14 protein-coding genes, 8 tRNA genes and 4 rRNA genes are annotated in these 21,134 nt (G+C 48.7%); 23 read left to right on the forward strand and 3 right to left on the reverse strand.

Features of this window, described 5'->3' with window-relative positions:
• The first annotated feature begins 35 nt into the window (after positions 1-35).
• The 8 genes from rrf (AACQ93_RS00795) (at position 36) to rrf (AACQ93_RS00830) (ending at position 5,868) form a co-directional block, all read left to right on the forward strand.
• A 5S ribosomal RNA gene (gene rrf / locus AACQ93_RS00795) occupies positions 36-151 on the forward strand.
• Between the two features lie 378 nt (positions 152-529).
• Positions 530-2,081: ribosomal RNA gene (locus AACQ93_RS00800) — 16S ribosomal RNA — on the forward strand.
• Positions 2,082-2,172: 91 nt separating this feature from the next.
• Positions 2,173-2,248 (forward strand) — tRNA-Glu (locus AACQ93_RS00805).
• A gap of 1 nt (position 2,249) precedes the next feature.
• Positions 2,250-2,325, forward strand: a tRNA-Lys gene (locus AACQ93_RS00810).
• Positions 2,326-2,355: 30 nt separating this feature from the next.
• A tRNA-Val gene (locus AACQ93_RS00815) sits at positions 2,356-2,431 on the forward strand.
• A 28-nt stretch (positions 2,432-2,459) separates the two neighbouring features.
• Positions 2,460-2,535, forward strand: a tRNA-Ala gene (locus AACQ93_RS00820).
• A gap of 241 nt (positions 2,536-2,776) precedes the next feature.
• Positions 2,777-5,664 (forward strand): 23S ribosomal RNA (locus AACQ93_RS00825).
• An 88-nt stretch (positions 5,665-5,752) separates the two neighbouring features.
• A 5S ribosomal RNA gene (gene rrf, locus AACQ93_RS00830) occupies positions 5,753-5,868 on the forward strand.
• Together the 16S, 23S and 5S rRNA genes with 4 tRNA genes alongside form the textbook arrangement of a ribosomal RNA operon.
• Positions 5,869-6,170: 302 nt before the next feature.
• Here the strand turns inward: rrf (AACQ93_RS00830) and AACQ93_RS00835 are convergent.
• The 3 genes from AACQ93_RS00835 to AACQ93_RS00845 all read right to left on the reverse strand — a co-directional run bounded on the left by AACQ93_RS00835 (position 6,171) and on the right by AACQ93_RS00845 (position 8,715).
• Positions 6,171-6,800: a nicotinamidase gene (locus tag AACQ93_RS00835; protein WP_064601588.1), complete on the reverse strand. Its 630-nt coding sequence runs from the start codon at positions 6,798-6,800 to the stop codon at positions 6,171-6,173.
• Between the two features lie 11 nt (positions 6,801-6,811).
• Entirely contained in the window at positions 6,812-8,161 is a 1,350-nt protein-coding gene (gene pssA, locus AACQ93_RS00840) for a CDP-diacylglycerol--serine O-phosphatidyltransferase (RefSeq protein ID WP_064601589.1), read from the reverse strand.
• Between the two features lie 128 nt (positions 8,162-8,289).
• Positions 8,290-8,715 carry a GNAT family N-acetyltransferase gene (locus AACQ93_RS00845; RefSeq protein ID WP_064601590.1) on the reverse strand — a complete coding sequence of 142 codons (426 nt, stop codon included), beginning with the start codon at positions 8,713-8,715 and terminating at the stop codon, positions 8,290-8,292.
• A 75-nt stretch (positions 8,716-8,790) separates the two neighbouring features.
• Here AACQ93_RS00845 and murB point away from each other — a divergent pair, with 75 nt between their 5' ends.
• The 15 genes from murB (at position 8,791) to rpoB (ending at position 21,132) form a co-directional block, all read left to right on the forward strand.
• A complete protein-coding gene (gene murB / locus AACQ93_RS00850; protein WP_064601591.1) occupies positions 8,791-9,831 on the forward strand; it encodes a UDP-N-acetylmuramate dehydrogenase in 1,041 nt (346 codons plus the stop codon).
• Positions 9,828-10,790 carry a bifunctional biotin--[acetyl-CoA-carboxylase] ligase/biotin operon repressor BirA gene (birA, locus tag AACQ93_RS00855; protein ID WP_064601592.1) on the forward strand — a complete coding sequence of 321 codons (963 nt, stop codon included), beginning with the start codon at positions 9,828-9,830 and terminating at the stop codon, positions 10,788-10,790. Before murB ends, birA begins: the two co-directional genes overlap by 4 nt.
• Positions 10,790-11,521, forward strand: a complete 732-nt coding sequence (locus tag AACQ93_RS00860) for a type III pantothenate kinase (protein WP_064601593.1) — start codon at positions 10,790-10,792, stop codon at positions 11,519-11,521. The genes birA and AACQ93_RS00860 overlap by 1 nt, the downstream gene beginning before the upstream one ends.
• 96 nt (positions 11,522-11,617) lie before the next feature.
• A tRNA-Thr gene (locus tag AACQ93_RS00865) sits at positions 11,618-11,693 on the forward strand.
• Between the two features lie 17 nt (positions 11,694-11,710).
• Positions 11,711-11,795: transfer RNA gene (locus AACQ93_RS00870), tRNA-Tyr, on the forward strand.
• A gap of 39 nt (positions 11,796-11,834) precedes the next feature.
• Positions 11,835-11,909: transfer RNA gene (locus AACQ93_RS00875), tRNA-Gly, on the forward strand.
• A gap of 12 nt (positions 11,910-11,921) precedes the next feature.
• Positions 11,922-11,997: transfer RNA gene (locus tag AACQ93_RS00880), tRNA-Thr, on the forward strand.
• 104 nt (positions 11,998-12,101) lie between these two features.
• A complete protein-coding gene (gene tuf / locus AACQ93_RS00885; RefSeq protein WP_064601594.1) occupies positions 12,102-13,286 on the forward strand; it encodes an elongation factor Tu in 1,185 nt (394 codons plus the stop codon).
• 217 nt (positions 13,287-13,503) lie between these two features.
• Entirely contained in the window at positions 13,504-13,881 is a 378-nt protein-coding gene (secE, locus tag AACQ93_RS00890; protein ID WP_064601595.1) for a preprotein translocase subunit SecE, read from the forward strand.
• Positions 13,882-13,892: 11 nt separating this feature from the next.
• Positions 13,893-14,438 (forward strand): transcription termination/antitermination protein NusG, encoded by a 546-nt coding sequence (gene nusG, locus AACQ93_RS00895; RefSeq protein WP_007462789.1) that lies wholly within the window; start codon positions 13,893-13,895, stop codon positions 14,436-14,438.
• A 123-nt stretch (positions 14,439-14,561) separates the two neighbouring features.
• Positions 14,562-14,990, forward strand: coding sequence for a 50S ribosomal protein L11 (gene rplK, locus AACQ93_RS00900; RefSeq protein ID WP_064601596.1), 429 nt, complete (start codon positions 14,562-14,564; stop codon positions 14,988-14,990).
• 4 nt (positions 14,991-14,994) lie between these two features.
• The gene (rplA, locus tag AACQ93_RS00905; RefSeq protein WP_007462793.1) at positions 14,995-15,699 is read left to right on the forward strand and encodes a 50S ribosomal protein L1; all 705 of its coding nucleotides are present in this window, start codon (positions 14,995-14,997) and stop codon (positions 15,697-15,699) included.
• Between the two features lie 261 nt (positions 15,700-15,960).
• On the forward strand, positions 15,961-16,455 hold the full coding sequence (rplJ, locus tag AACQ93_RS00910; RefSeq protein WP_036817332.1) for a 50S ribosomal protein L10: 495 nt from the start codon (positions 15,961-15,963) through the stop codon (positions 16,453-16,455).
• A 61-nt stretch (positions 16,456-16,516) separates the two neighbouring features.
• A complete protein-coding gene (gene rplL / locus AACQ93_RS00915; protein WP_007462797.1) occupies positions 16,517-16,882 on the forward strand; it encodes a 50S ribosomal protein L7/L12 in 366 nt (121 codons plus the stop codon).
• A gap of 224 nt (positions 16,883-17,106) precedes the next feature.
• A complete protein-coding gene (gene rpoB / locus AACQ93_RS00920; protein WP_064601597.1) occupies positions 17,107-21,132 on the forward strand; it encodes a DNA-directed RNA polymerase subunit beta in 4,026 nt (1,341 codons plus the stop codon).
• The last annotated feature ends 2 nt before the right edge of the window (positions 21,133-21,134 follow it).

Here is a 21,134-nt window from a genome sequence, read left to right on the forward strand (position 1 = left end):
ACATAGTCAGATTTTCCAAGATTGTAACGAATTTGCTTGGCGACCATAGCATTATGGACCCACCTGATCCCATGCCGAACTCAGTAGTGAAACGTAATAGCGCCGATGGTAGTGTGGGGCCTCCCCATGTGAGAGTAGGACATCGCCAGGCTTTGATTTCAGGAAGCCCGTTGGCAACAACGGGCTTTTCTTTCGCTCAAACCGGACAGGATGTGAGCGGAGTCAACATAGGGTTTTTGCTTTTCCATTGAGGCAATGAAAAAGTTGAAAATTTTATCTTGACTGGACATCAGAAAAGCGTATTATACGCCACCTGACTTGCTGATGCACACAGTGCTAAGGCATTGAAAGTCAACGTTCTTTAACAATTTGACCATGCAATCTGTGTGGGCACTCGTGAAATGATTAGTCAAAAAGATTTATCAATGAACTGAGTGACCAATACAAATACTAAGTTTACTTATTATTTGGCACAGTCAATTCGTTTCAACTTCGGTTGGAACAATCAGTATTCATTGAGCCAAAACTTGAATTGAAGAGTTTGATCATGGCTCAGATTGAACGCTGGCGGCAGGCCTAACACATGCAAGTCGAGCGGCAGCGACATAATAGAAGCTTCGGTGGAAATTATGGGCGGCGAGCGGCGGACGGGTGAGTAATGCCTGGGAATATGCCCTGATGTGGGGGATAACTATTGGAAACGATAGCTAATACCGCATAATCTCTTCGGAGCAAAGAGGGGGACCTTCGGGCCTCTCGCGTCAGGATTAGCCCAGGTGGGATTAGCTAGTTGGTGGGGTAACGGCTCACCAAGGCGACGATCCCTAGCTGGTCTGAGAGGATGATCAGCCACACTGGAACTGAGACACGGTCCAGACTCCTACGGGAGGCAGCAGTGGGGAATATTGCACAATGGGGGAAACCCTGATGCAGCCATGCCGCGTGTATGAAGAAGGCCTTCGGGTTGTAAAGTACTTTCAGCAGTGAGGAAGGGGTATGCGTTAATAGCGTATATCTTTGACGTTAGCTGCAGAAGAAGCACCGGCTAACTCCGTGCCAGCAGCCGCGGTAATACGGAGGGTGCGAGCGTTAATCGGAATTACTGGGCGTAAAGCGCATGCAGGCGGTCTGTTAAGCAAGATGTGAAAGCCCGGGGCTTAACCTCGGAACAGCATTTTGAACTGGCAGGCTAGAGTCTTGTAGAGGGGGGTAGAATTTCAGGTGTAGCGGTGAAATGCGTAGAGATCTGAAGGAATACCGGTGGCGAAGGCGGCCCCCTGGACAAAGACTGACGCTCAGATGCGAAAGCGTGGGGAGCAAACAGGATTAGATACCCTGGTAGTCCACGCCGTAAACGATGTCTACTTGGAGGTTGGGACCTTGAGTTCTGGCTTTCGGAGCTAACGCGTTAAGTAGACCGCCTGGGGAGTACGGTCGCAAGATTAAAACTCAAATGAATTGACGGGGGCCCGCACAAGCGGTGGAGCATGTGGTTTAATTCGATGCAACGCGAAGAACCTTACCTACTCTTGACATCCACGGAATCCTTTAGAGATAGAGGAGTGCCTTCGGGAACCGTGAGACAGGTGCTGCATGGCTGTCGTCAGCTCGTGTTGTGAAATGTTGGGTTAAGTCCCGCAACGAGCGCAACCCTTATCCTTGTTTGCCAGCACTTCGGGTGGGAACTCCAGGGAGACTGCCGGTGATAAACCGGAGGAAGGTGGGGACGACGTCAAGTCATCATGGCCCTTACGAGTAGGGCTACACACGTGCTACAATGGCATATACAGAGGGCGGCCAACCAGCGATGGTGAGCGAATCCCAGAAAGTATGTCGTAGTCCGGATTGGAGTCTGCAACTCGACTCCATGAAGTCGGAATCGCTAGTAATCGTGGATCAGAATGCCACGGTGAATACGTTCCCGGGCCTTGTACACACCGCCCGTCACACCATGGGAGTGGGCTGCACCAGAAGTAGATAGCTTAACCTTCGGGAGGGCGTTTACCACGGTGTGGTTCATGACTGGGGTGAAGTCGTAACAAGGTAGCCCTAGGGGAACCTGGGGCTGGATCACCTCCTTAACGATAGACTGCTCATTTGATGCAGTGTCCACACAGATTGCCTGGTTAAAAAGTAAAGAACATGTTCAGGTGCCCAAACCTGACACACTTAGTCCCATTCGTCTAGAGGCCTAGGACACCGCCCTTTCACGGCGGTAACAGGGGTTCGACTCCCCTATGGGACGCCACGGGTCGTTAGCTCAGTTGGTAGAGCAGTTGACTTTTAATCAATTGGTCGCAGGTTCGAATCCTGCACGACCCACCATCTTCTCCTCGGAAGATGTAAAACATCGGAGGGCGATTAGCTCAGTTGGGAGAGCACCTCCCTTACAAGGAGGGGGTCACTGGTTCGAGCCCGGTATCGCCCACCACTCTTTCTCTTTGAAAGATACCCATGATGGGGCTATAGCTCAGCTGGGAGAGCGCCTGCCTTGCACGCAGGAGGTCAGCAGTTCGATCCTGCTTAGCTCCACCACTCTTTAAGTGTTTTTACACAAGAATATTTAAAAAGTGGTTCCTGATGGAAACACATGCTCTTTAACAATCTGGAAAGCTGACTAGTAATTCATAATTGAATTATTGTTTGTCGAAAGACAAACGAGTTCTCAAGCAATACACATTCAAGTGTCTTGTGTAAGAGTCCGGCAAAACTATTCCATCAATACTCAGATGGAAAACCTTGGTTGTTTGCCATACGAAACCTCTTGGGGTTGTATGGTTAAGTGACTAAGCGTACACGGTGGATGCCTTGGCAGTCAGAGGCGATGAAGGACGTGCTAACCTGCGATAAGCCGAGAGGAGATGGTAAGAATCACTATACTCTCGGATTTCCGAATGGGGAAACCCACTTGTATAAGCAAGTATCACAACGTGAATACATAGCGTTGTGAGGCGAACCGGGGGAACTGAAACATCTAAGTACCCCGAGGAACAGAAATCAACCGAGATTCCGGCAGTAGCGGCGAGCGAAACCGGATTAGCCCTTAAGCTAGTCTTGCGTTAGGTGAACAAGCTGGAAAGCTTGGCGATACAGGGTGACAGCCCCGTAGCCGACGGCGCATAACGAGTGAAATCGAGTAGGACGGGACACGTGATATCCTGTCTGAACATGGGGGGACCATCCTCCAAGGCTAAATACTCCTGACTGACCGATAGTGAACCAGTACCGTGAGGGAAAGGCGAAAAGAACCCCTGTGAGGGGAGTGAAATAGAACCTGAAACCGTGTACGTACAAGCAGTAGGAGCCCTTCGGGGTGACTGCGTACCTTTTGTATAATGGGTCAGCGACTTAATTTCAGTAGCAAGGTTAACCGAATAGGGGAGCCGTAGGGAAACCGAGTCTTAACTGGGCGTGCAGTTGCTGGGATTAGACCCGAAACCAGGTGATCTAGCCATGGGCAGGTTGAAGGTGAGGTAACACTTACTGGAGGACCGAACCGACTAATGTTGAAAAATTAGCGGATGACTTGTGGCTAGGGGTGAAAGGCCAATCAAACCTGGAGATAGCTGGTTCTCCCCGAAAGCTATTTAGGTAGCGCCTCGGACGAATACTACTGGGGGTAGAGCACTGTTAAGGCTAGGGGGTCATCCCGACTTACCAACCCTTTGCAAACTCCGAATACCAGTAAGTACTATCCGGGAGACACACGGCGGGTGCTAACGTCCGTCGTGGAGAGGGAAACAACCCAGACCGCCAGCTAAGGTCCCAAAGTTATAGCTAAGTGGGAAACGATGTGGGAAGGCTCAGACAGCCAGGATGTTGGCTTAGAAGCAGCCATCATTTAAAGAAAGCGTAATAGCTCACTGGTCGAGTCGGCCTGCGCGGAAGATTTAACGGGGCTAAGCTATACACCGAAGCTGCGGCAATGCGCATTGGCGTATTGGGTAGGGGAGCGTTCTGTAAGCGGTTGAAGGTGAGTCGTAAGGCTTGCTGGACGTATCAGAAGTGCGAATGCTGACATGAGTAACGATAAAGGGGGTGAAAAACCTCCTCGCCGGAAGATCAAGGGTTCCTGTCCAACGTTAATCGGGGCAGGGTGAGTCGACCCCTAAGGCGAGGCCGAAAGGCGTAGTCGATGGGAAACGGGTTAATATTCCCGTACTTCTTACTATTGCGATGGGGGGACGGAGAAGGCTAGGTGGGCCAGGCGACGGTTGTCCTGGTTCAAGGGTGTAGGCTGTATTCTTAGGCAAATCCGGGAATACATCAGGCTGAGACCCGATGTCGAGCTGCTACGGCAGTGAAGTTATTGATGCCATGCTTCCGGGAAAAGCCTCTAAGCTTCAGATAGTAAGGAATCGTACCCCAAACCGACACAGGTGATCAGGTAGAGAATACCAAGGCGCTTGAGAGAACTCGGGTGAAGGAACTAGGCAAAATGGTACCGTAACTTCGGGAGAAGGTACGCTGCTGGCGGTGAAGAGACTTGCTCTTGGAGCTGCCGGCAGTCGCAGATACCAGGTGGCTGCAACTGTTTATTAAAAACACAGCACTGTGCAAAATCGAAAGATGACGTATACGGTGTGACGCCTGCCCGGTGCCGGAAGGTTAATTGATGGGGTTAGACTTAGGTCGAAGCTCTTGATCGAAGCCCCGGTAAACGGCGGCCGTAACTATAACGGTCCTAAGGTAGCGAAATTCCTTGTCGGGTAAGTTCCGACCTGCACGAATGGCGTAATGATGGCCACGCTGTCTCCACCCGAGACTCAGTGAAATTGAAATCGCAGTGAAGATGCTGCGTCCCCGCGGCTAGACGGAAAGACCCCGTGAACCTTTACTACAGCTTGGCACTGAACATTGACCCTACATGTGTAGGATAGGTGGGAGGCTTCGAAGCAGGTACGCCAGTATCTGTGGAGCCGTCCTTGAAATACCACCCTTGTAGTGTTGATGTTCTAACTTGGCCCCGTTATCCGGGGTGAGGACAGTGCCTGGTGGGTAGTTTGACTGGGGCGGTCTCCTCCCAAAGCGTAACGGAGGAGCACGAAGGTGGGCTAATCACGGTCGGACATCGTGAGGTTAGTGCAATGGCATAAGCCCGCTTGACTGCGAGAATGACGGTTCGAGCAGGTGCGAAAGCAGGTCATAGTGATCCGGTGGTTCTGAATGGAAGGGCCATCGCTCAACGGATAAAAGGTACTCCGGGGATAACAGGCTGATACCGCCCAAGAGTTCATATCGACGGCGGTGTTTGGCACCTCGATGTCGGCTCATCACATCCTGGGGCTGAAGTCGGTCCCAAGGGTATGGCTGTTCGCCATTTAAAGTGGTACGCGAGCTGGGTTTAGAACGTCGTGAGACAGTTCGGTCCCTATCTGCCGTGGGCGCTGGATGATTGAGAGGGGCTGCTCCTAGTACGAGAGGACCGGAGTGGACGAACCGCTGGTGTTCGGGTTGTGTCGCCAGACGCATTGCCCGGTAGCTAAGTTCGGAATCGATAACCGCTGAAAGCATCTAAGCGGGAAGCGAGCCTCAAGATGAGTCATCCCTGATACTTTAAGTATCCTGAAGGGCTGTTCAAGACTAGAACGTTGATAGGCAGGGTGTGTAAGCGCTGTGAGGCGTTGAGCTAACCTGTACTAATTGCCCGTGAGGCTTAACCATACAACACCCAAGGGGTTTTACGGACTCCATGAGCACTTGAATGTAGTGCGAGAACATAGTCAGATTTTCCGAGATTGTAAGAATTTTGCTTGGCGACCATAGCATTATGGACCCACCTGATCCCATGCCGAACTCAGTAGTGAAACGTAATAGCGCCGATGGTAGTGTGGGGCCTCCCCATGTGAGAGTAGGACATCGCCAGGCTTCCAATTTAGAAAAGGCCATCCGAAAGGATGGCCTTTTTGCGTTTGCCTTTCAGAATTTTCTTCAATGCTCTTATTGTACTGTATAACTTCCCCTCTGAACTGAGATTGCTTTTATTGTGTCTTGACGATACAGGCCTGTCACAAGACTCTCTGGTTTGCGATTTTGTGCATGTTGATAGTCGAAGTGACCATGAAGCTGGCGGGCTTACGCTGAATGCTATCGAGGATAGCAGAGTAGGGTGTGGGTATAGAGAGTGTGGTTGCTATAGAAAAAAGCAGCCATAAAGGAGGCTTTGTCGATTATAGGTATCGGGAGATTTCTTCCGTCTGCTGAGTAATGAGGATACCGGCATTACGCATTTCATTACATCCGGACTCGGTTGTTTCTGGTGCTATACCCCGGCAAGCAGCCAAATTGACAATGACTCTGAACTTTCCTGTCTTTTGCAGTTGGAGCGCGGTGGTTTTGACACAGTAATCAGTGGCAAGGCCGCCGACAATAACTGTTGCGACGTTCTTGCTTTCAAGCCACTCGATCAGCCCAGTGCTCAGTTTCTCTTGCAGATCATGATAACAGGCACCATAGGGGTGAAGATCTGGTTCAATTCCCTTCCAGATAACATGATCATAATCAGTTATTGCCGGTAGGCCTGGTATCGTCTGGAAGCCGGGTGTTCCTGGAACGGCATGGGCTACCCAAGTGAGATCTGCGTTAGGGTGCGAAAGTGGCCGCAGCATTTCATCATGAGTATCGACAACCCAAACAGCACTGGCCGGGTGAGCGTCTTTAGTGAGTATCCGATAATCGGCAAGCGCCGCTTGTGCATTGAGTGCAGGAGCTATCAGGTCTCCTTCCTGAACAGGAAGTTCTTCAGGACATAGAGGGCTGAATGTTCGCTGTGGATCAACGTCAATAGCGGCGATTGTCATATGCTTTCTCTTTATAAGATCTGGTTCAGGATATGATCGGCTTTGATTCTTCGGATCCGTTTGATCAGTTTTCTGACCGGAGCCGGGTAGGTATCAACTTTCTCAATCAACTTATAGCTGCCTACTAATTGAGTATGGCTTAAAATGCAGTCGAGTTCTTTCTGCTTTTGTTCTGCCAGCAGCTGGTTTTTGTCATGCACCAGAATGGCATTCTCAAGATCAAGTTTCCAGGCTCGTGGGTTAAGGTTGTTACCCGTGATCAGCATATAGCTGCGGTCGACCCAAATACCTTTTAGATGGAAGCTGTTGTCATTATGCTTCCAGAGGTGAATCGCAAGTTGGCGGCGTGCGATGGCTGACTCATTTTGTTTAGCAAAGTTGCGTAAGTTGACTTCATACAGGTATGGCAAGCCAGCAATGGTTTTAAATGGCTCGCTTGGTGGAATATAAAAGTCGTTTGCTGTTTTATCACCCACGACAATCGTGACCTTCACGCCACGGCGAAGTGCGCGTTTGACTTCCCTGCTGATAGTTCTCGGGAAGTTAAAGTATGGGGTACAAATAGTCAGCTCTTTCTGTGCGCTCGCTATAAGAGTACAAATATGCTGATTTAATTTGTTTTTGCGTTTGCCTAGTCCGACAAGGGGAGTCAGGCCAACTTCCTCTTCATTGATTTGCTCTGAATCAAATGAATAGTTGGCGCGCTGTAGTTGACTACGGAAGCTTTTGATAGCGCCTTTTAATGCTTTTGTTTGTGGCCTTTCTGACTGGCTGAGGCAGTTTACGGCATCACTTTTGACCAGGTTATCCATGATGAATTTAGCCATGCTGTCTGCCAGCAGAGGGTTATGGATAACATGGTATCGATCGTAACGATAGCGGTCGTGCTGGGCCAGGTAAACATCGTTTAGACTTGCACCGCTGTATATGACTTTGTCATCAATGACGAAACCTTTCAGGTGAAGCACGCCAAATACTTCTCGATCGCGTACCGGAACGCCAAGCACATCGATATGCTGGTTGTATTTTTCTGCGAACTCACGATACAACGCCGCGTTACCATCAGACTGAGCGGCACCGATAAGACCGCGCTGGGCCCTGTGCCAGTCAACTAACACTTTGATATCCAGTTCTGGATTGGCTTCTTTCGCTTCATATAACGCAGTTAGGATACCTCGGCCGGCCTCATCGTCCTGCAGGTAAAGTGCAACAAGGTAAATGCGTTGCTTAGCCTGGGTAATTTCTTTGTGAAGACGTTCGCGAAATGATGCTGCGTCGAAAAGTGTTTCTAAATCTGCTGGCTTGTGTGCAATACAAGGTAATTGCTCAATACGCTGCCTGTTAGCAATAGCTGAATCCATTATCGCCTCGTTTACGCGATCAATTTAAGATAAATATGTTAAATAAGAGAGTGATTATACCAGAAAGTTCTCGAATACTATGTATACCGATGTCATCTTGTGTCACGGATAGGTGAATAACTGTAAAGTTAGTGTTTATAGCGCATTGGAATCAAATCTTTACCACTCTGTCGGTAACGGCGAATTCGGCTTTCCAGTGGTTCTGGAAGGTCATTGTCCGGAATGGTTTCAAACCCCGCTTTCACGTACAGTTTCTCCAGATAACTAAAAGCAAAACAGAAGCATGGGAGCTTGATGATTTGCTCCTCGCTTGCACGAAGTAATTGTCTGGCGATGCCAGCGCTTCTTTTTTCCGGATGTACTAGCATGCCGGTCAGCAATTGATATTGCTCGAACTGTTTGAACCTGACACAGCAGATAATGCTGCCGTTTTGCTCTCCAACCCAGATAACCTCGTCTTTCTTAGCTTTACCTGCCGGGTAGAATGATTTGTAGAAGCGGTTAATTAAAGGGAAGCGCAGGGGCTCCAATGCGTGAAATCTTAGCTTGCTCATAGGGAAAACACTGCGTCGAAACGCTGAATCAGTTAAAATGCGGCCAGTAGTATAGAGATATGGTTCGATATTAGCATGAAAGTTTTGCAAGAAAGGTCATTGGCGCCCTTTCATACCTTCGGTATCGAAGTGGCAGCCGAGCATATCATTGTTGCCGAATCGCCTCGGGAGCTTGTTGCGATATGGCAGGATGAGCAATATTGCTCGCTGCCTAAAATGGTTGTTGGCCAGGGTAGCAATATTCTGTTCTGTGAAGATTATGCCGGTGTCATTGTCCTGAATCGTATCCGTGGTGTTGAGGTCACTGAAACAGCAGATTCTTACTTACTGCATGTGGGAGCCGGTGAGGACTGGCATCAGTTGGTGAGCTCGACTATTGAAAACAATATGCCGGGGCTGGAAAATCTGGCTCTGATTCCTGGCTGTGTTGGTTCTTCCCCAATCCAGAATATTGGTGCTTACGGGGTTGAGCTTAAAGATGTATGCCAATACGTCGATGTGATCGAGCTTGAGACCGGTAAGCAATCCCGAATAGCTGCTGAGGATTGCCAGTTCGGCTATCGTGATTCTGTTTTCAAGCATGCAATGAAAAACACGCATGCCATTGTCGCTGTCGGTTTGTGTCTTTCTAAGCATTGGCAACCAAATATCAGTTATGGTCCGCTGGCGAAATTTGACGCTGAGGATGTGACCCCCCAGGCGATATTTGATGAAGTGTGCCGGATCCGTCAGTTGAAATTACCGGATCCGAAAGTACTGGGTAATGCCGGGAGCTTTTTCAAAAACCCTGTCGTTGAATCAAAGCTGCGCGATAAGCTGCTTACGCTATACCCTGATATGCCAAGTTATGCCATGGCTGACGGCTCTTATAAGCTGGCAGCAGGATGGCTGATCGATCGATGTGGTTTGAAAGGTTATCAGTCAGGCGGTGCAAAAGTACACGAGCAACAGGCTTTGGTACTGATTAATCATCATCATGCAACTGCGCAGGATGTACTGACATTGGCTCGTCATGTTGTTTCGAGTGTCGCTCAGAAGTTTGGTGTCTCACTGGAGCACGAAGTGCGCTTTATGAATGCTCATCAGGAAACAACACTGGCAGAGGTGCAGTCATGAAAGATCATTCAACGCGTTTAGCGCTGGTTGCCATGCTGGCCGATGGTCAGTTTCATTCCGGCGAAGCTCTGGGCGAATCCCTTGGTATTTCCAGAGCAGCAATCAGTAAGCACATTAAGGTGTTACAAAGCTGGGGGCTGGATATCTATCGGGTTCAAGGGAAAGGCTATAGTTTGGCTTCTAAACTGGAACTCCTTGATTGCGATAAGATTTTGGCTCAGGTAAAGTGCCCGGGCTTGGATTTGATTCCTGTTATTGATTCAACAAACCAGTACTTGCTGGATCGTGTGGGCCAGTTGCCGCAGGGGGCGGTTTGCCTGGCTGAATATCAGGAAGCAGGACGAGGTCGTCGTGGCAGGCAATGGCTGTCACCATTTGGCACTAACCTTTACCTTTCTATGTACTGGCGTCTGGATGCCGGAATGGCTGCCGCAATGGGGTTGAGCCTTGTTGTTGGCGTTGCAATTGCGGAAGCATTGCAATCGTTAGGTGCCGGTGAGGTAAAGGTGAAATGGCCAAATGATTTGTACTATCAGGATAAAAAACTGGCAGGCATTCTGATTGAGATGACGGGTCAGGCCGGAGATGCTGCTCACCTTGTGATCGGCATGGGTCTGAATGTGGCAATGGCTGAGCAGGAAGGCCGTGAAATCGATCAGGCCTGGACTAATCTGGCTCAAGCGTGTAATGGCTTACCTGAGCGTAATCAGCTTGCTGCAACACTCATTCAACGACTGCATCAGACATTAGAACAATACGAACAAGTAGGTCTCGACGGATTTATTGAACGCTGGAACCGACTTGATAACTTTTTGGATCGCCCTGTGAAATTGTTGATAGGCGAGCGTGTGGTTGAAGGAGTAGCCCGCGGTATCAACGGTCAGGGGGCTTTATTACTGGAAACCGAGCAAGGCGTAACACCTTATATCGGTGGTGAGATCAGCCTTAGAGGTTGTTAATGCAATTACTAATTGAAGCGGGCAACACCTATGTCAAAGTTGCCCAACTGTTTGACGATGGCAATATGGAACTGCTGGGGCGTTACCCGAGCGGTAAGCTTGAAATGGTTCTTGAGCCGCTGTTGGAAAAAGGAATCAACAGAATCGTTTTTGCTAGTGTTGGTCCTGTTGAAGTGGATAACTCTATTCAGCGTATTGCACAGCTGGCGCATATTCCGGTGATGCAGGTGAAAACCCTACGTAAGGATTTCGGGGTCAAAAACGCCTATTCTGAGTACCAGTACCTTGGGGTTGATCGCTGGCTTACTTTGGTGGCTATTCATCAGGAATTGAAAAAAGACACCGTGATTGTAGATATTGGTACAGCACTGACGTTTGACGTGCTGTCGTCTGAGGGCAAGCATCTTGGCGGTTGGATCGCCCCGGGTTACCAATTGATGATGAAATCTGTGCTGGAAAATACCACCAAGGTGTTCTCTGATCGTGACCACACAGATACGCTGACTTTTGCTGATAATACCGCTGATGGCTTGAAGAACGGTTGCCGTGCAGCCTTGTTAGGCCTGATTGAATATGGGTTGTCCCAGGCACGGGATAAACTTAAGACTGAACCAGAAGTAATTTTATGTGGTGGTGGGGTGCGACATTTGCCGATCTCCTGGGGTAAACATTACCGCCATCGCTCAGAGCTTGTTCTGGAAGGCCTTGCTTTGTATGCAAAATGTCGCTAATGCTTAAAATTACAGCGCTCAATAAAAAACATTAAAAAAAACCACGAAAAGGTATTGCAAGGGCTAAAATCATTCTCTAGAATGCGCAGCAATTACGCCGACTTAGCTCAGTAGGTAGAGCAACTGACTTGTAATCAGTAGGTCACCAGTTCGATTCCGGTAGTCGGCACCATTATTTGCAATACCCCTGGAGGGGTTCCCGAGTGGCCAAAGGGAGCAGACTGTAAATCTGCCGGCTCCGCCTTCGAAGGTTCGAATCCTTCCCCCTCCACCATTTTCAAATGATTGAATAGCTTAACGAGCGACGAGTCTTGCGGGCATCGTATAATGGCTATTACCTCAGCCTTCCAAGCTGATGATGCGGGTTCGATTCCCGCTGCCCGCTCCACATTTCTGGTTTGCTGATATAGCTCAGTTGGTAGAGCGCACCCTTGGTAAGGGTGAGGTCGGCGGTTCAAATCCGCCTATCAGCACCACTCTCTCTCCAAGTCACTTCAATCCTTTTGATATATACTCTACAAACCCATGATTGGTTGTGTGGTCGTAATGCCACCAAATACCGTGCCTAGAGGGACTATCCATGTCTAAAGAAAAATTTGAACGTACTAAACCGCACGTTAACGTTGGTACTATCGGCCACGTTGACCACGGTAAAACTACTCTAACTGCAGCTATCTGTACTACTCTGGCTAAAGTTTACGGCGGTGAAGCGAAAGACTTCGCATCTATCGATAACGCTCCAGAAGAGCGTGAGCGTGGTATCACAATCGCTACTTCTCACGTAGAGTACGATACTCCAACTCGCCACTACGCACACGTAGACTGCCCAGGACACGCTGACTATGTTAAAAACATGATCACCGGTGCTGCGCAGATGGACGGTGGTATCCTAGTTGTTGCTGCAACTGATGGCCCAATGCCTCAGACTCGTGAGCACATCCTACTAGGCCGTCAGGTTGGTATCCCTTACATCATCGTATTCATGAACAAGTGTGACATGGTTGATGATGAAGAACTACTAGAGCTAGTAGAAATGGAAGTTCGTGAACTTCTATCTGAGTACGACTTCCCAGGTGACGACTGCCCAGTAATCATGGGTTCTGCTCTTGGCGCTCTAAACGGCGAGAAAGAGTGGGAAGACAAGATTGTTGAACTAGCAGAAGCTCTAGATAACTACATCCCAGAGCCAGAGCGTGCAATCGATCGTCCATTCATCCTACCAATCGAAGACGTATTCTCAATCCAGGGCCGTGGTACAGTTGTAACTGGTCGTGTTGAGCAGGGCGTTATCACTGTAGGTGACGAAGTAGAAATCATCGGTATCAAAGAAACTACCACTACTACTTGTACTGGTGTTGAAATGTTCCGTAAGCTTCTTGACGAAGGCCGTGCTGGTGAGAACGTTGGTGTTCTACTACGTGGTACTAAGCGTGACGAAGTTGAGCGTGGTCAGGTACTTGCTAAGCCAGGTTCTATCACTCCTCACACTAAGTTCGAGTCAGAAGTATACGTTCTGTCTAAAGACGAAGGTGGCCGTCACACGCCATTCTTCAAAGGCTACCGTCCACAGTTCTACTTCCGTACAACTGACGTAACTGGTACTATCGAACTACCAGAAGGCGTAGAAATGGTTATGCCTGGTGACAACATCAAGATGGTTGTTACTCTAATCGCTCCAATCGCGATGGACGAAGGTCTACGCTTCGCTATCCGTGAAGGCGGTCGCACAGTTGGTGCTGGTGTTGTTGCTTCTATCATCGAATAAGATTTGACGACACGGTACAAAAAAGGGCATCATTTGATGCCCTTTTTCTGCGCTTGATTAATTTTTGGCTTGTTTTTTAACCAAAAAAGCAGAATCAAAGATTATCCAATGAAGTTTTTTATATGTAATTAAGGCAATTTGCTTTTTCTTCATTACTAAGGCCTCGCACTTGCGGGGTTATTTTCGTCTATATTGAGACTAGTTACAGGTTGGTTGTATGAAAGCGAATGCCGAAAACCAAAGCAGCTCAAGTAGTATGGATGGCCTTAAGTGGGTCGCCGTCTTTGCTTTGCTAGCTGCCGCTGTGGTTGGTAATTACCTGTACAGTGATGTTTCTGTAGTGCTTCGTGCTGCTGCGATTGTAGTCCTTGTGGCTGCCGCTGGTGGTATTGCTGCATTTACAGCGAAAGGTAAAACCGCGATCTCGTTTGCCCGCGAATCGCGCATGGAAGTCCGCAAGGTAGTATGGCCTACTCGTCAGGAAGCTACGCAGACAACCTTTATCGTTTTAGCTGTCACTGTCATTATGGCGTTAGCCTTGTGGGGTATTGACGGCATCATGGTCCGTCTAGTCCGCCTAGTTACCGGTGTGTGAGGTAAGAGTTCATGAGCGAAGCTCCAAAAAAACGATGGTATGTAGTACAGGCCTTTTCTGGTTTTGAAGGTCGTGTAGCGCAATCGCTACGTGAGCATATCAAAATGCATGGTATGGAAGATTACTTTGATGAGGTTCTTGTACCGACTGAAGAAGTAGTTGAAGTACGTGCAGGCCAGCGCCGCAAGAGCGAGCGTAAATTCTTCCCTGGCTATGTGCTAGTACAGATGGTAATGAACGACGAGACATGGCATCTGGTACGTAGTATCCCTCGTGTTATGGGGTTCATCGGCGGTACATCAGATCGCCCAGCTCCTATCTCTGATAAAGAGGCGGATGCTATCCTTAACCGCCTTCAGCAGGCGAGTGAGGCTCCTGTTCATAAGACTGTATTCGAGCCGGGTGAAGTTGTCCGTGTTATCGATGGTCCGTTTGCAGACTTCAACGGCGTTGTGGAAGAAGTGGATTACGATAAGAGCCGCGTTAAGGTTTCTGTATCTATCTTCGGCCGTGCAACACCAGTTGAACTGGAATTTGGTCAGGTAGAAAAAAGCTGATCAATAAGTAGTCAGCTTGTATTGTCAGGGGCGTGAAATTGGACTATAATTTCGCGCCCTTTCGTTAGACGGGGAGTCTGTTTTTAAGAATAGACGTTTGAACCCAAATTTAGGTAAATAGCAATGGCTAAAAAAGTAGAAGCTTACATCAAGCTGCAAGTTGCAGCTGGTATGGCAAACCCTAGTCCACCAGTTGGTCCAGCTCTGGGTCAGCACGGTGTGAACATCATGGAATTCTGTAAAGCGTTCAACGCTAAGACTGACTCTATCGAGAAAGGTCTGCCGACTCCTGTTGTTATCACTGTATACAACGACCGTTCTTTCACGTTCATCACTAAGACTCCACCTGCTGCTGTTCTTCTGAAGAAAGCTGCTGGCGTTAAGTCTGGTTCTGGCCGTCCTAACACTGAGAAAGTTGGTACTGTTACTGACGCTCAGGTTCAGGAAATCGCAGAAACTAAAGCTGCTGATATGACTGGTGCTGACATCGAAGCTATGAAGCGTTCGATCGCTGGTACTGCTCGTTCAATGGGCCTAGTGGTAGAGGGTTAAGACAATGGCAAAACTTACTAAGCGTATGCGCGTAATCCGCGAGAAAGTTGATGTAAACCGTGAGTACGACATCAACGAAGCTGTTGCTCTTCTGAAAGAACTAGCTACTGCTAAATTCACTGAAAGCGTTGACGTTGCTGTTAACCTTGGCATCGATGCACGTAAATCTGACCAGAACGTTCGTGGCGCAACTGTACTGCCACACGGTACTGGCCGTGAAATCCGCGTAGCGGTATTCACTCAGGGTGCAAACGCTGAAGCAGCTAAAGAAGCTGGTGCTGACATTGTTGGCATGGAAGATCTTGCTGAGCAAGTGAAGAAAGGCGAAATGAACTTCGACGTAGTTGTTGCTTCTCCGGATGCAATGCGCGTTGTAGGTCAGCTTGGTACTATTCTTGGTCCACGCGGCCTGATGCCAAACCCTAAAGTTGGCACTGTAACTCCTAACGTTGCTGAAGCGGTTAAGAACGCTAAAGCTGGTCAGGTTCGTTACCGTAACGACAAGAACGGCATCATCCACACTACTATCGGTAAAGTGGACTTCGACGCTGCTCAACTAAAAGAGAACCTAGAATCTCTTCTAGTTGCTCTGAAGAAAGCTAAGCCTTCTTCAGCTAAAGGTACTTTCATCAAGAAAGTAAGCCTGTCTACCACTATGGGTGCAGGTGTTGCGCTAGACCAGAACACTCTGGAAACTAACGCACAGTAATTTGCAGAAGCGTCAAATTAGTGTATAATTTGGCGCTTCCGAATTCATGGCTGAGGTCGCAACGTAAGTCGCGATCTTCGTCCAAGACCGTAGGCGTCCAGCTCTTCGGAGCCGAGACTTAATACCACCTACGTAGACGGTGCCAGAACATGATTGATGTAAGTCTTTCTTGGATCTGCGCCGTAAAAACTCTCCTGCCATAGTGGCAGTGAGTGGTGTACTGTCCGGGGCAACCCGGCTATAAATCCAGGAGCAAATCCAATGGCATTGAATCTTCAAGACAAAAAAGCAATTGTTGCTGAAGTCAACGAAGCTGCCAATGGTGCCCTGTCTGCAGTTGTTGCTGACTCTCGTGGCGTTGCTGTGGGTGCGATGACTTCTCTGCGTAAACAAGCTCGTGAAAACGGCGTTTACCTGAAAGTTGTTCGTAACACACTAGCTCGTCGTGCAGTGGAAGGTACTGATTTCGAATGTCTTACTGAGACTTTCGTAGGTCCTACACTGATCGGTTTCTCTAACGAGCACCCAGGTGCTGCAGCGCGTCTTTTCAAAGACTTCGCTAAAGAGAACAAAGATTTCGAGATCAAAGCAGCTGCATTCGAAGGCGCTGTTGCTGACGTTGAAGTACTAGCGACTCTACCAACATACGACGAAGCGATTGCACGCCTGATGATGTGCATGAAAGAAGCGTCTGCTGGCAAGCTGGTACGTACTATCGCAGCTGTTCGCGATCAGAAAGAAGAAGCAGCGGCTTAATTGGCCTTGCTTTAATCTGGTTGCTATTTAAACTAATTGTTGACTTTAAAAGAGAATTGTTATGTCTATCACTAACGAGCAAATCCTAGACGCAGTTGCAGAAATGTCTGTAATGCAGGTTGTTGAGCTAATCGAAGCAATGGAAGAGAAATTCGGTGTTACTGCTGCTGCTGCAGTTGTAGCAGGCGGCGCAGCTGCAGAAGCAGCTGAAGAGCAGACTGAATTCGACGTAATCCTAACTGCTGCTGGCGCTAACAAAGTTGCTGTAATCAAAGCAGTACGTGGCGCAACTGGCCTAGGTCTGAAAGAAGCTAAAGGTCTTGTAGACGGCGCTCCAGCACCTCTGAAAGAAGGCGTTGAGAAAGCTGAAGCTGAAGCTCTTAAAGCTCAGCTAGAAGAAGCTGGTGCTTCTGTTGAAATTAAGTAATTATTACTTAATTTCTTAGCCTTAATTGGCTAATGGCTGGTGGCTAAATAGCCACCGGCCTTTTTGCGCTGTAGGGTGGTGGTGTTTTCACGTTGTTTTGCAACCACTATCTATGCAAAAAGCAGTCCTGTTTCCCCAGAACTGTTCCTACAATAAACAATGTTATTAGTCACTGCTCCTCGTTTTGAGCAGTTTGGATCACTTATCAGCGATCTGAGGAACCTATGGTTTACTCTTATACCGAGAAAAAGCGTATCCGTAAGGATTTTGGTAAGCGTCCACAAGTCCTGGATGTTCCATATTTGCTGTCGATCCAGCTTGAGTCTTTTGATAAGTTCATCGAGCAGGATCCAGAAGGGCATTACGGTCTAGAAGCTGCCTTTCGCTCTGTTTTTCCGATTCAGAGCTATAACGGCAATTCCGAGCTGCAATACGTTAGCTATCGTCTCGGTGAGCCGGTCTTCGATGTTAAAGAATGTCAGATTCGTGGCGTAACCTACTCTGCACCTTTGCGTGTGAAGCTACGTCTTGTCATGTACGATAAAGACGCGCCAGCTGGCACTGTTAAAGACATCAAAGAACAAGAAGTTTACATGGGCGAAATTCCGCTCATGACAGATAACGGTACATTCGTTATTAACGGTACCGAGAGGGTTATCGTATCCCAGCTGCACCGTAGCCCGGGTGTCTTCTTCGACAGCGATAAGGGTAAAACCCACTCCTCAGGTAAAGTGCTATATAACGCGCGCGTAATCCCTTACCGTGGTTCATGGTTGGATTTCGAATTTGATCCTAAGGATAACGTATTCGTACGTATCGACCGTCGTCGTAAGCTACCTGCTTCAATCATTCTTCGTGCACTAGGTTACACAACCGAGCAGATCCTTGACATGTTCTTCGAGAAAGTAAACTTCGAAGTTCAAGGTAAGTCTCTGGTTATGGAACTTGTGCCGGAGCGTCTACGTGGTGAAACTGCAAGCTTCGATATCGAAGCGAACGGCAAAGTTTACGTAGAAAAAGGTCGTCGCATTACAGCTCGCCATATTCGCCAGCTAGGCAAAGATGGTGTTGACCGCATTGAAGTACCTGTTGAATACATCGTGGGTAAAGTCGCTTCACGTGATTACGTGAACGAAGAGACCGGCGAGCTAATCGCAGCAGCGAACCAAGAACTAAGCCTAGAGACACTGGCTATGCTTTCTCAAGCTGGCCACAAGTCACTGGAAGTTCTGTTTACTAATGACCTGGATTTCGGTCCGTACATGTCTGACACCATCCGTGTCGACAGCACGACTGACCGTCTGAGTGCGCTAGTAGAAATCTACCGCATGATGCGTCCTGGTGAGCCGCCAACACGTGAAGCAGCAGAGCAGCTATTCGAAAGCCTGTTCTTCTCAGAAGATCGTTACGATCTATCTGCTGTTGGTCGTATGAAGTTCAACAGCTCTCTTCTACGTGAAGAGACAACGGGTGCGGGTACACTTGATCACGCAGACATCATTGATGTTATGCGCAAACTGATCGATATCCGTAACGGTAAAGGTGAAGTTGATGATATCGACCACCTTGGCAACCGTCGTATCCGTTCTGTTGGTGAAATGGCAGAAAACCAGTTCCGTGTAGGTCTGGTACGTGTTGAGCGCGCTGTTAAAGAGCGTCTGAGCCTGGGTGACCTTGATGCAGTAATGCCTCAAGACCTAATCAACGCTAAGCCTATCTCTGCGGCAGTGAAAGAGTTCTTTGGCTCTTCTCAGCTGTCTCAGTTTATGGACCAGAACAACCCACTGTCAGAAGTTACTCACAAACGTCGTATTTCGGCGCTTGGTCCAGGTGGTCTGACTCGTGAGCGTGCTGGCTTCGAAGTTCGAGACGTACACGCGACCCACTACGGTCGTCTATGTCCAATCGAAACGCCGGAAGGTCCAAACATCGGTCTGATCAACTCACTATCGGCATTTGCCCAGTGTAACCCTTATGGTTTCCTGGAAACTCCATACCGTAAAGTGATTGATGGCAAGGTAACCGAAGAAATCGACTACCTGTCTGCTATCGAAGAAGGTCAGTATGTAATCGCACAGGCGAACGCCGCTCTTAATGAAGACGGTTCATTCGCTGACGAACTGATCACTGCACGTCAGAAAGGTGAATCAGGTCTGCACCCACGTGACCATGTTCAGTACATGGACGTTGCAACCAACCAGGTTGTATCGGTGGCAGCATCTCTGATCCCATTCCTAGAGCACGATGATGCGAACCGTGCATTGATGGGTGCGAACATGCAGCGTCAGGCCGTTCCGACTCTACGCGCTGACAAGCCGTTGGTTGGTACAGGTATCGAGCGAAACGTTGCTGTTGACTCAGGTGTAACTGCTGTTGCTAAGCGCGGTGGTACAGTTCAGTCAGTAGATGCTTCTCGTATCGTTGTTAAAGTTAACGAAGACGAGCTGGTACCAGGCGAAGCGGGTATCGACATCTACAACCTGACTAAGTACACCCGTTCTAACCAGAACACATGTATCAACCAGCGTCCAACTGTGATGCCGGGTGAACCTGTGGCTCGTGGCGACGTACTTGCTGACGGTCCTTCTACCGACCTTGGTGAGCTGGCGCTTGGTCAGAACATGCGTATCGCGTTCATGCCTTGGAACGGTTACAACTTCGAGGACTCCATCCTAGTTTCTGAGCGTGTTGTACAGGAAGATCGCCTGACAACTATCCACATCCAAGAGCTATCTTGTGTGGCGCGTGATACTAAGCTGGGTGCAGAAGAGATCACAGCGGACATCCCTAACGTGGGTGAAGCTGCGCTATCTAAGCTGGACGAATCAGGTATCGTTTATATTGGTGCTGAAGTTAAGGGTGGCGACATCCTGGTTGGTAAGGTGACACCTAAGGGTGAAACTCAGCTGACTCCTGAAGAGAAACTGCTACGTGCAATCTTCGGTGAAAAAGCATCTGATGTTAAAGACTCTTCACTACGTGTACCAAACTCAGTGTCTGGTACGATCATCGACGTTCAGGTATTTACCCGCGATGGCGTAGAAAAAGACAAGCGTGCGCTTGAAATCGAAGAGATGCAGCTGAAAGAAGCGAAGAAAGACATCACAGAAGAATTCCAGATCCTTGAGGGTGGTCTTCTTGCTCGTGTTCGTACGCTTCTGCTATCTGCCGGTTACAGCGAAGACAAGATTGCTTCAATGGACCGTGAGAAGCTGTTTGCACAGACTCTTGATGACGAAGCACTGCAGAACCAGTTGGAACAGCTTGCAGAACAGTATGATGAACTGAAAGCTGAGTTCGATAAGAAGTTTGAAACTAAACGTCGCAAGATCACTCAGGGTGATGACCTTGCACCAGGCGTCCTTAAGATTGTTAAGGTTTACCTGGCTGTTAAGCGTCGTATCCAGCCTGGTGATAAGATGGCGGGTCGTCACGGTAACAAGGGTGTAATCTCTAAGATCAACCCTGTTGAAGACATGCCATACGATGAGAAAGGTCAAACTGTTGATATCGTACTGAACCCACTGGGTGTACCTTCTCGTATGAACATCGGTCAGATCCTGGAGACTCACTTGGGTCTTGCAGCGAAAGGTATCGGTGACAAGATCAACGAGATGCTGAAGCAGCAGCAAGAACTACACAAGTTCCGTGAGTTCCTGCAGCGAGTTTACGATCTGGGCGATACGCGCCAGAAAGTCGACATCGCAGCGCTGTCTGATGATGAAGTACGTACACTGATTAAGAACCTGCGTAACGGTCTGCCAATTGCTACTCCAGTATTTGATGGTGCGCCTGAAGCATCAATCAAAGAGCTGCTGAAGCTGGGTGATCTGCCTGAGTCTGGTCAGCTAACACTGTTTGATGGTCGTACCGGTGACAAGTTTGAGCGTCCTGTAACTGTTGGTTACATGTACATGCTGAAACTGAACCACTTGGTTGATGACAAGATGCACGCCCGTTCTACCGGTTCTTACAGCCTTGTTACTCAGCAGCCGCTGGGTGGTAAAGCTCAGTTCGGTGGTCAGCGTTTCGGTGAGATGGAAGTATGGGCGCTGGAAGCATACGGCGCAGCTTACACTCTACAGGAAATGCTAACTGTTAAGTCGGATGACGTTAACGGCCGTACGAAGATGTATAAGAACATCGTCGATGGCGACCATCGTATGGAACCAGGTATGCCGGAATCGTTCAACGTACTGTTGAAAGAAATCCGCTCGTTGGGTATCAACATCGAGCTGGAAGACGAATAAGT

The organism is Photobacterium sp. J15 (genome assembly GCF_963870815.1).
Taxonomy (GTDB): domain Bacteria; phylum Pseudomonadota; class Gammaproteobacteria; order Enterobacterales; family Vibrionaceae; genus Photobacterium; species Photobacterium marinum.

What these genes read in the sequence shown, in the direction of transcription:
- AACQ93_RS00835 (WP_064601588.1), bottom strand. Translation starts at nt 6,800, where the DNA reads ATGACAATCGCCGCTATTGACGTTGATCCACAGCGAACATTCAGCCCT.
- pssA (WP_064601589.1), bottom strand. Translation starts at nt 8,161, where the DNA reads ATGGATTCAGCTATTGCTAACAGGCAGCGTATTGAGCAATTACCTTGT.
- AACQ93_RS00845 (WP_064601590.1), bottom strand. Translation starts at nt 8,715, where the DNA reads ATGAGCAAGCTAAGATTTCACGCATTGGAGCCCCTGCGCTTCCCTTTA.
- murB (WP_064601591.1), top strand. Translation starts at nt 8,791, where the DNA reads ATGAAAGTTTTGCAAGAAAGGTCATTGGCGCCCTTTCATACCTTCGGT.
- birA (WP_064601592.1), top strand. Translation starts at nt 9,828, where the DNA reads ATGAAAGATCATTCAACGCGTTTAGCGCTGGTTGCCATGCTGGCCGAT.
- AACQ93_RS00860 (WP_064601593.1), top strand. Translation starts at nt 10,790, where the DNA reads ATGCAATTACTAATTGAAGCGGGCAACACCTATGTCAAAGTTGCCCAA.
- tuf (WP_064601594.1), top strand. Translation starts at nt 12,102, where the DNA reads ATGTCTAAAGAAAAATTTGAACGTACTAAACCGCACGTTAACGTTGGT.
- secE (WP_064601595.1), top strand. Translation starts at nt 13,504, where the DNA reads ATGAAAGCGAATGCCGAAAACCAAAGCAGCTCAAGTAGTATGGATGGC.
- nusG (WP_007462789.1), top strand. Translation starts at nt 13,893, where the DNA reads ATGAGCGAAGCTCCAAAAAAACGATGGTATGTAGTACAGGCCTTTTCT.
- rplK (WP_064601596.1), top strand. Translation starts at nt 14,562, where the DNA reads ATGGCTAAAAAAGTAGAAGCTTACATCAAGCTGCAAGTTGCAGCTGGT.
- rplA (WP_007462793.1), top strand. Translation starts at nt 14,995, where the DNA reads ATGGCAAAACTTACTAAGCGTATGCGCGTAATCCGCGAGAAAGTTGAT.
- rplJ (WP_036817332.1), top strand. Translation starts at nt 15,961, where the DNA reads ATGGCATTGAATCTTCAAGACAAAAAAGCAATTGTTGCTGAAGTCAAC.
- rplL (WP_007462797.1), top strand. Translation starts at nt 16,517, where the DNA reads ATGTCTATCACTAACGAGCAAATCCTAGACGCAGTTGCAGAAATGTCT.
- rpoB (WP_064601597.1), top strand. Translation starts at nt 17,107, where the DNA reads ATGGTTTACTCTTATACCGAGAAAAAGCGTATCCGTAAGGATTTTGGT.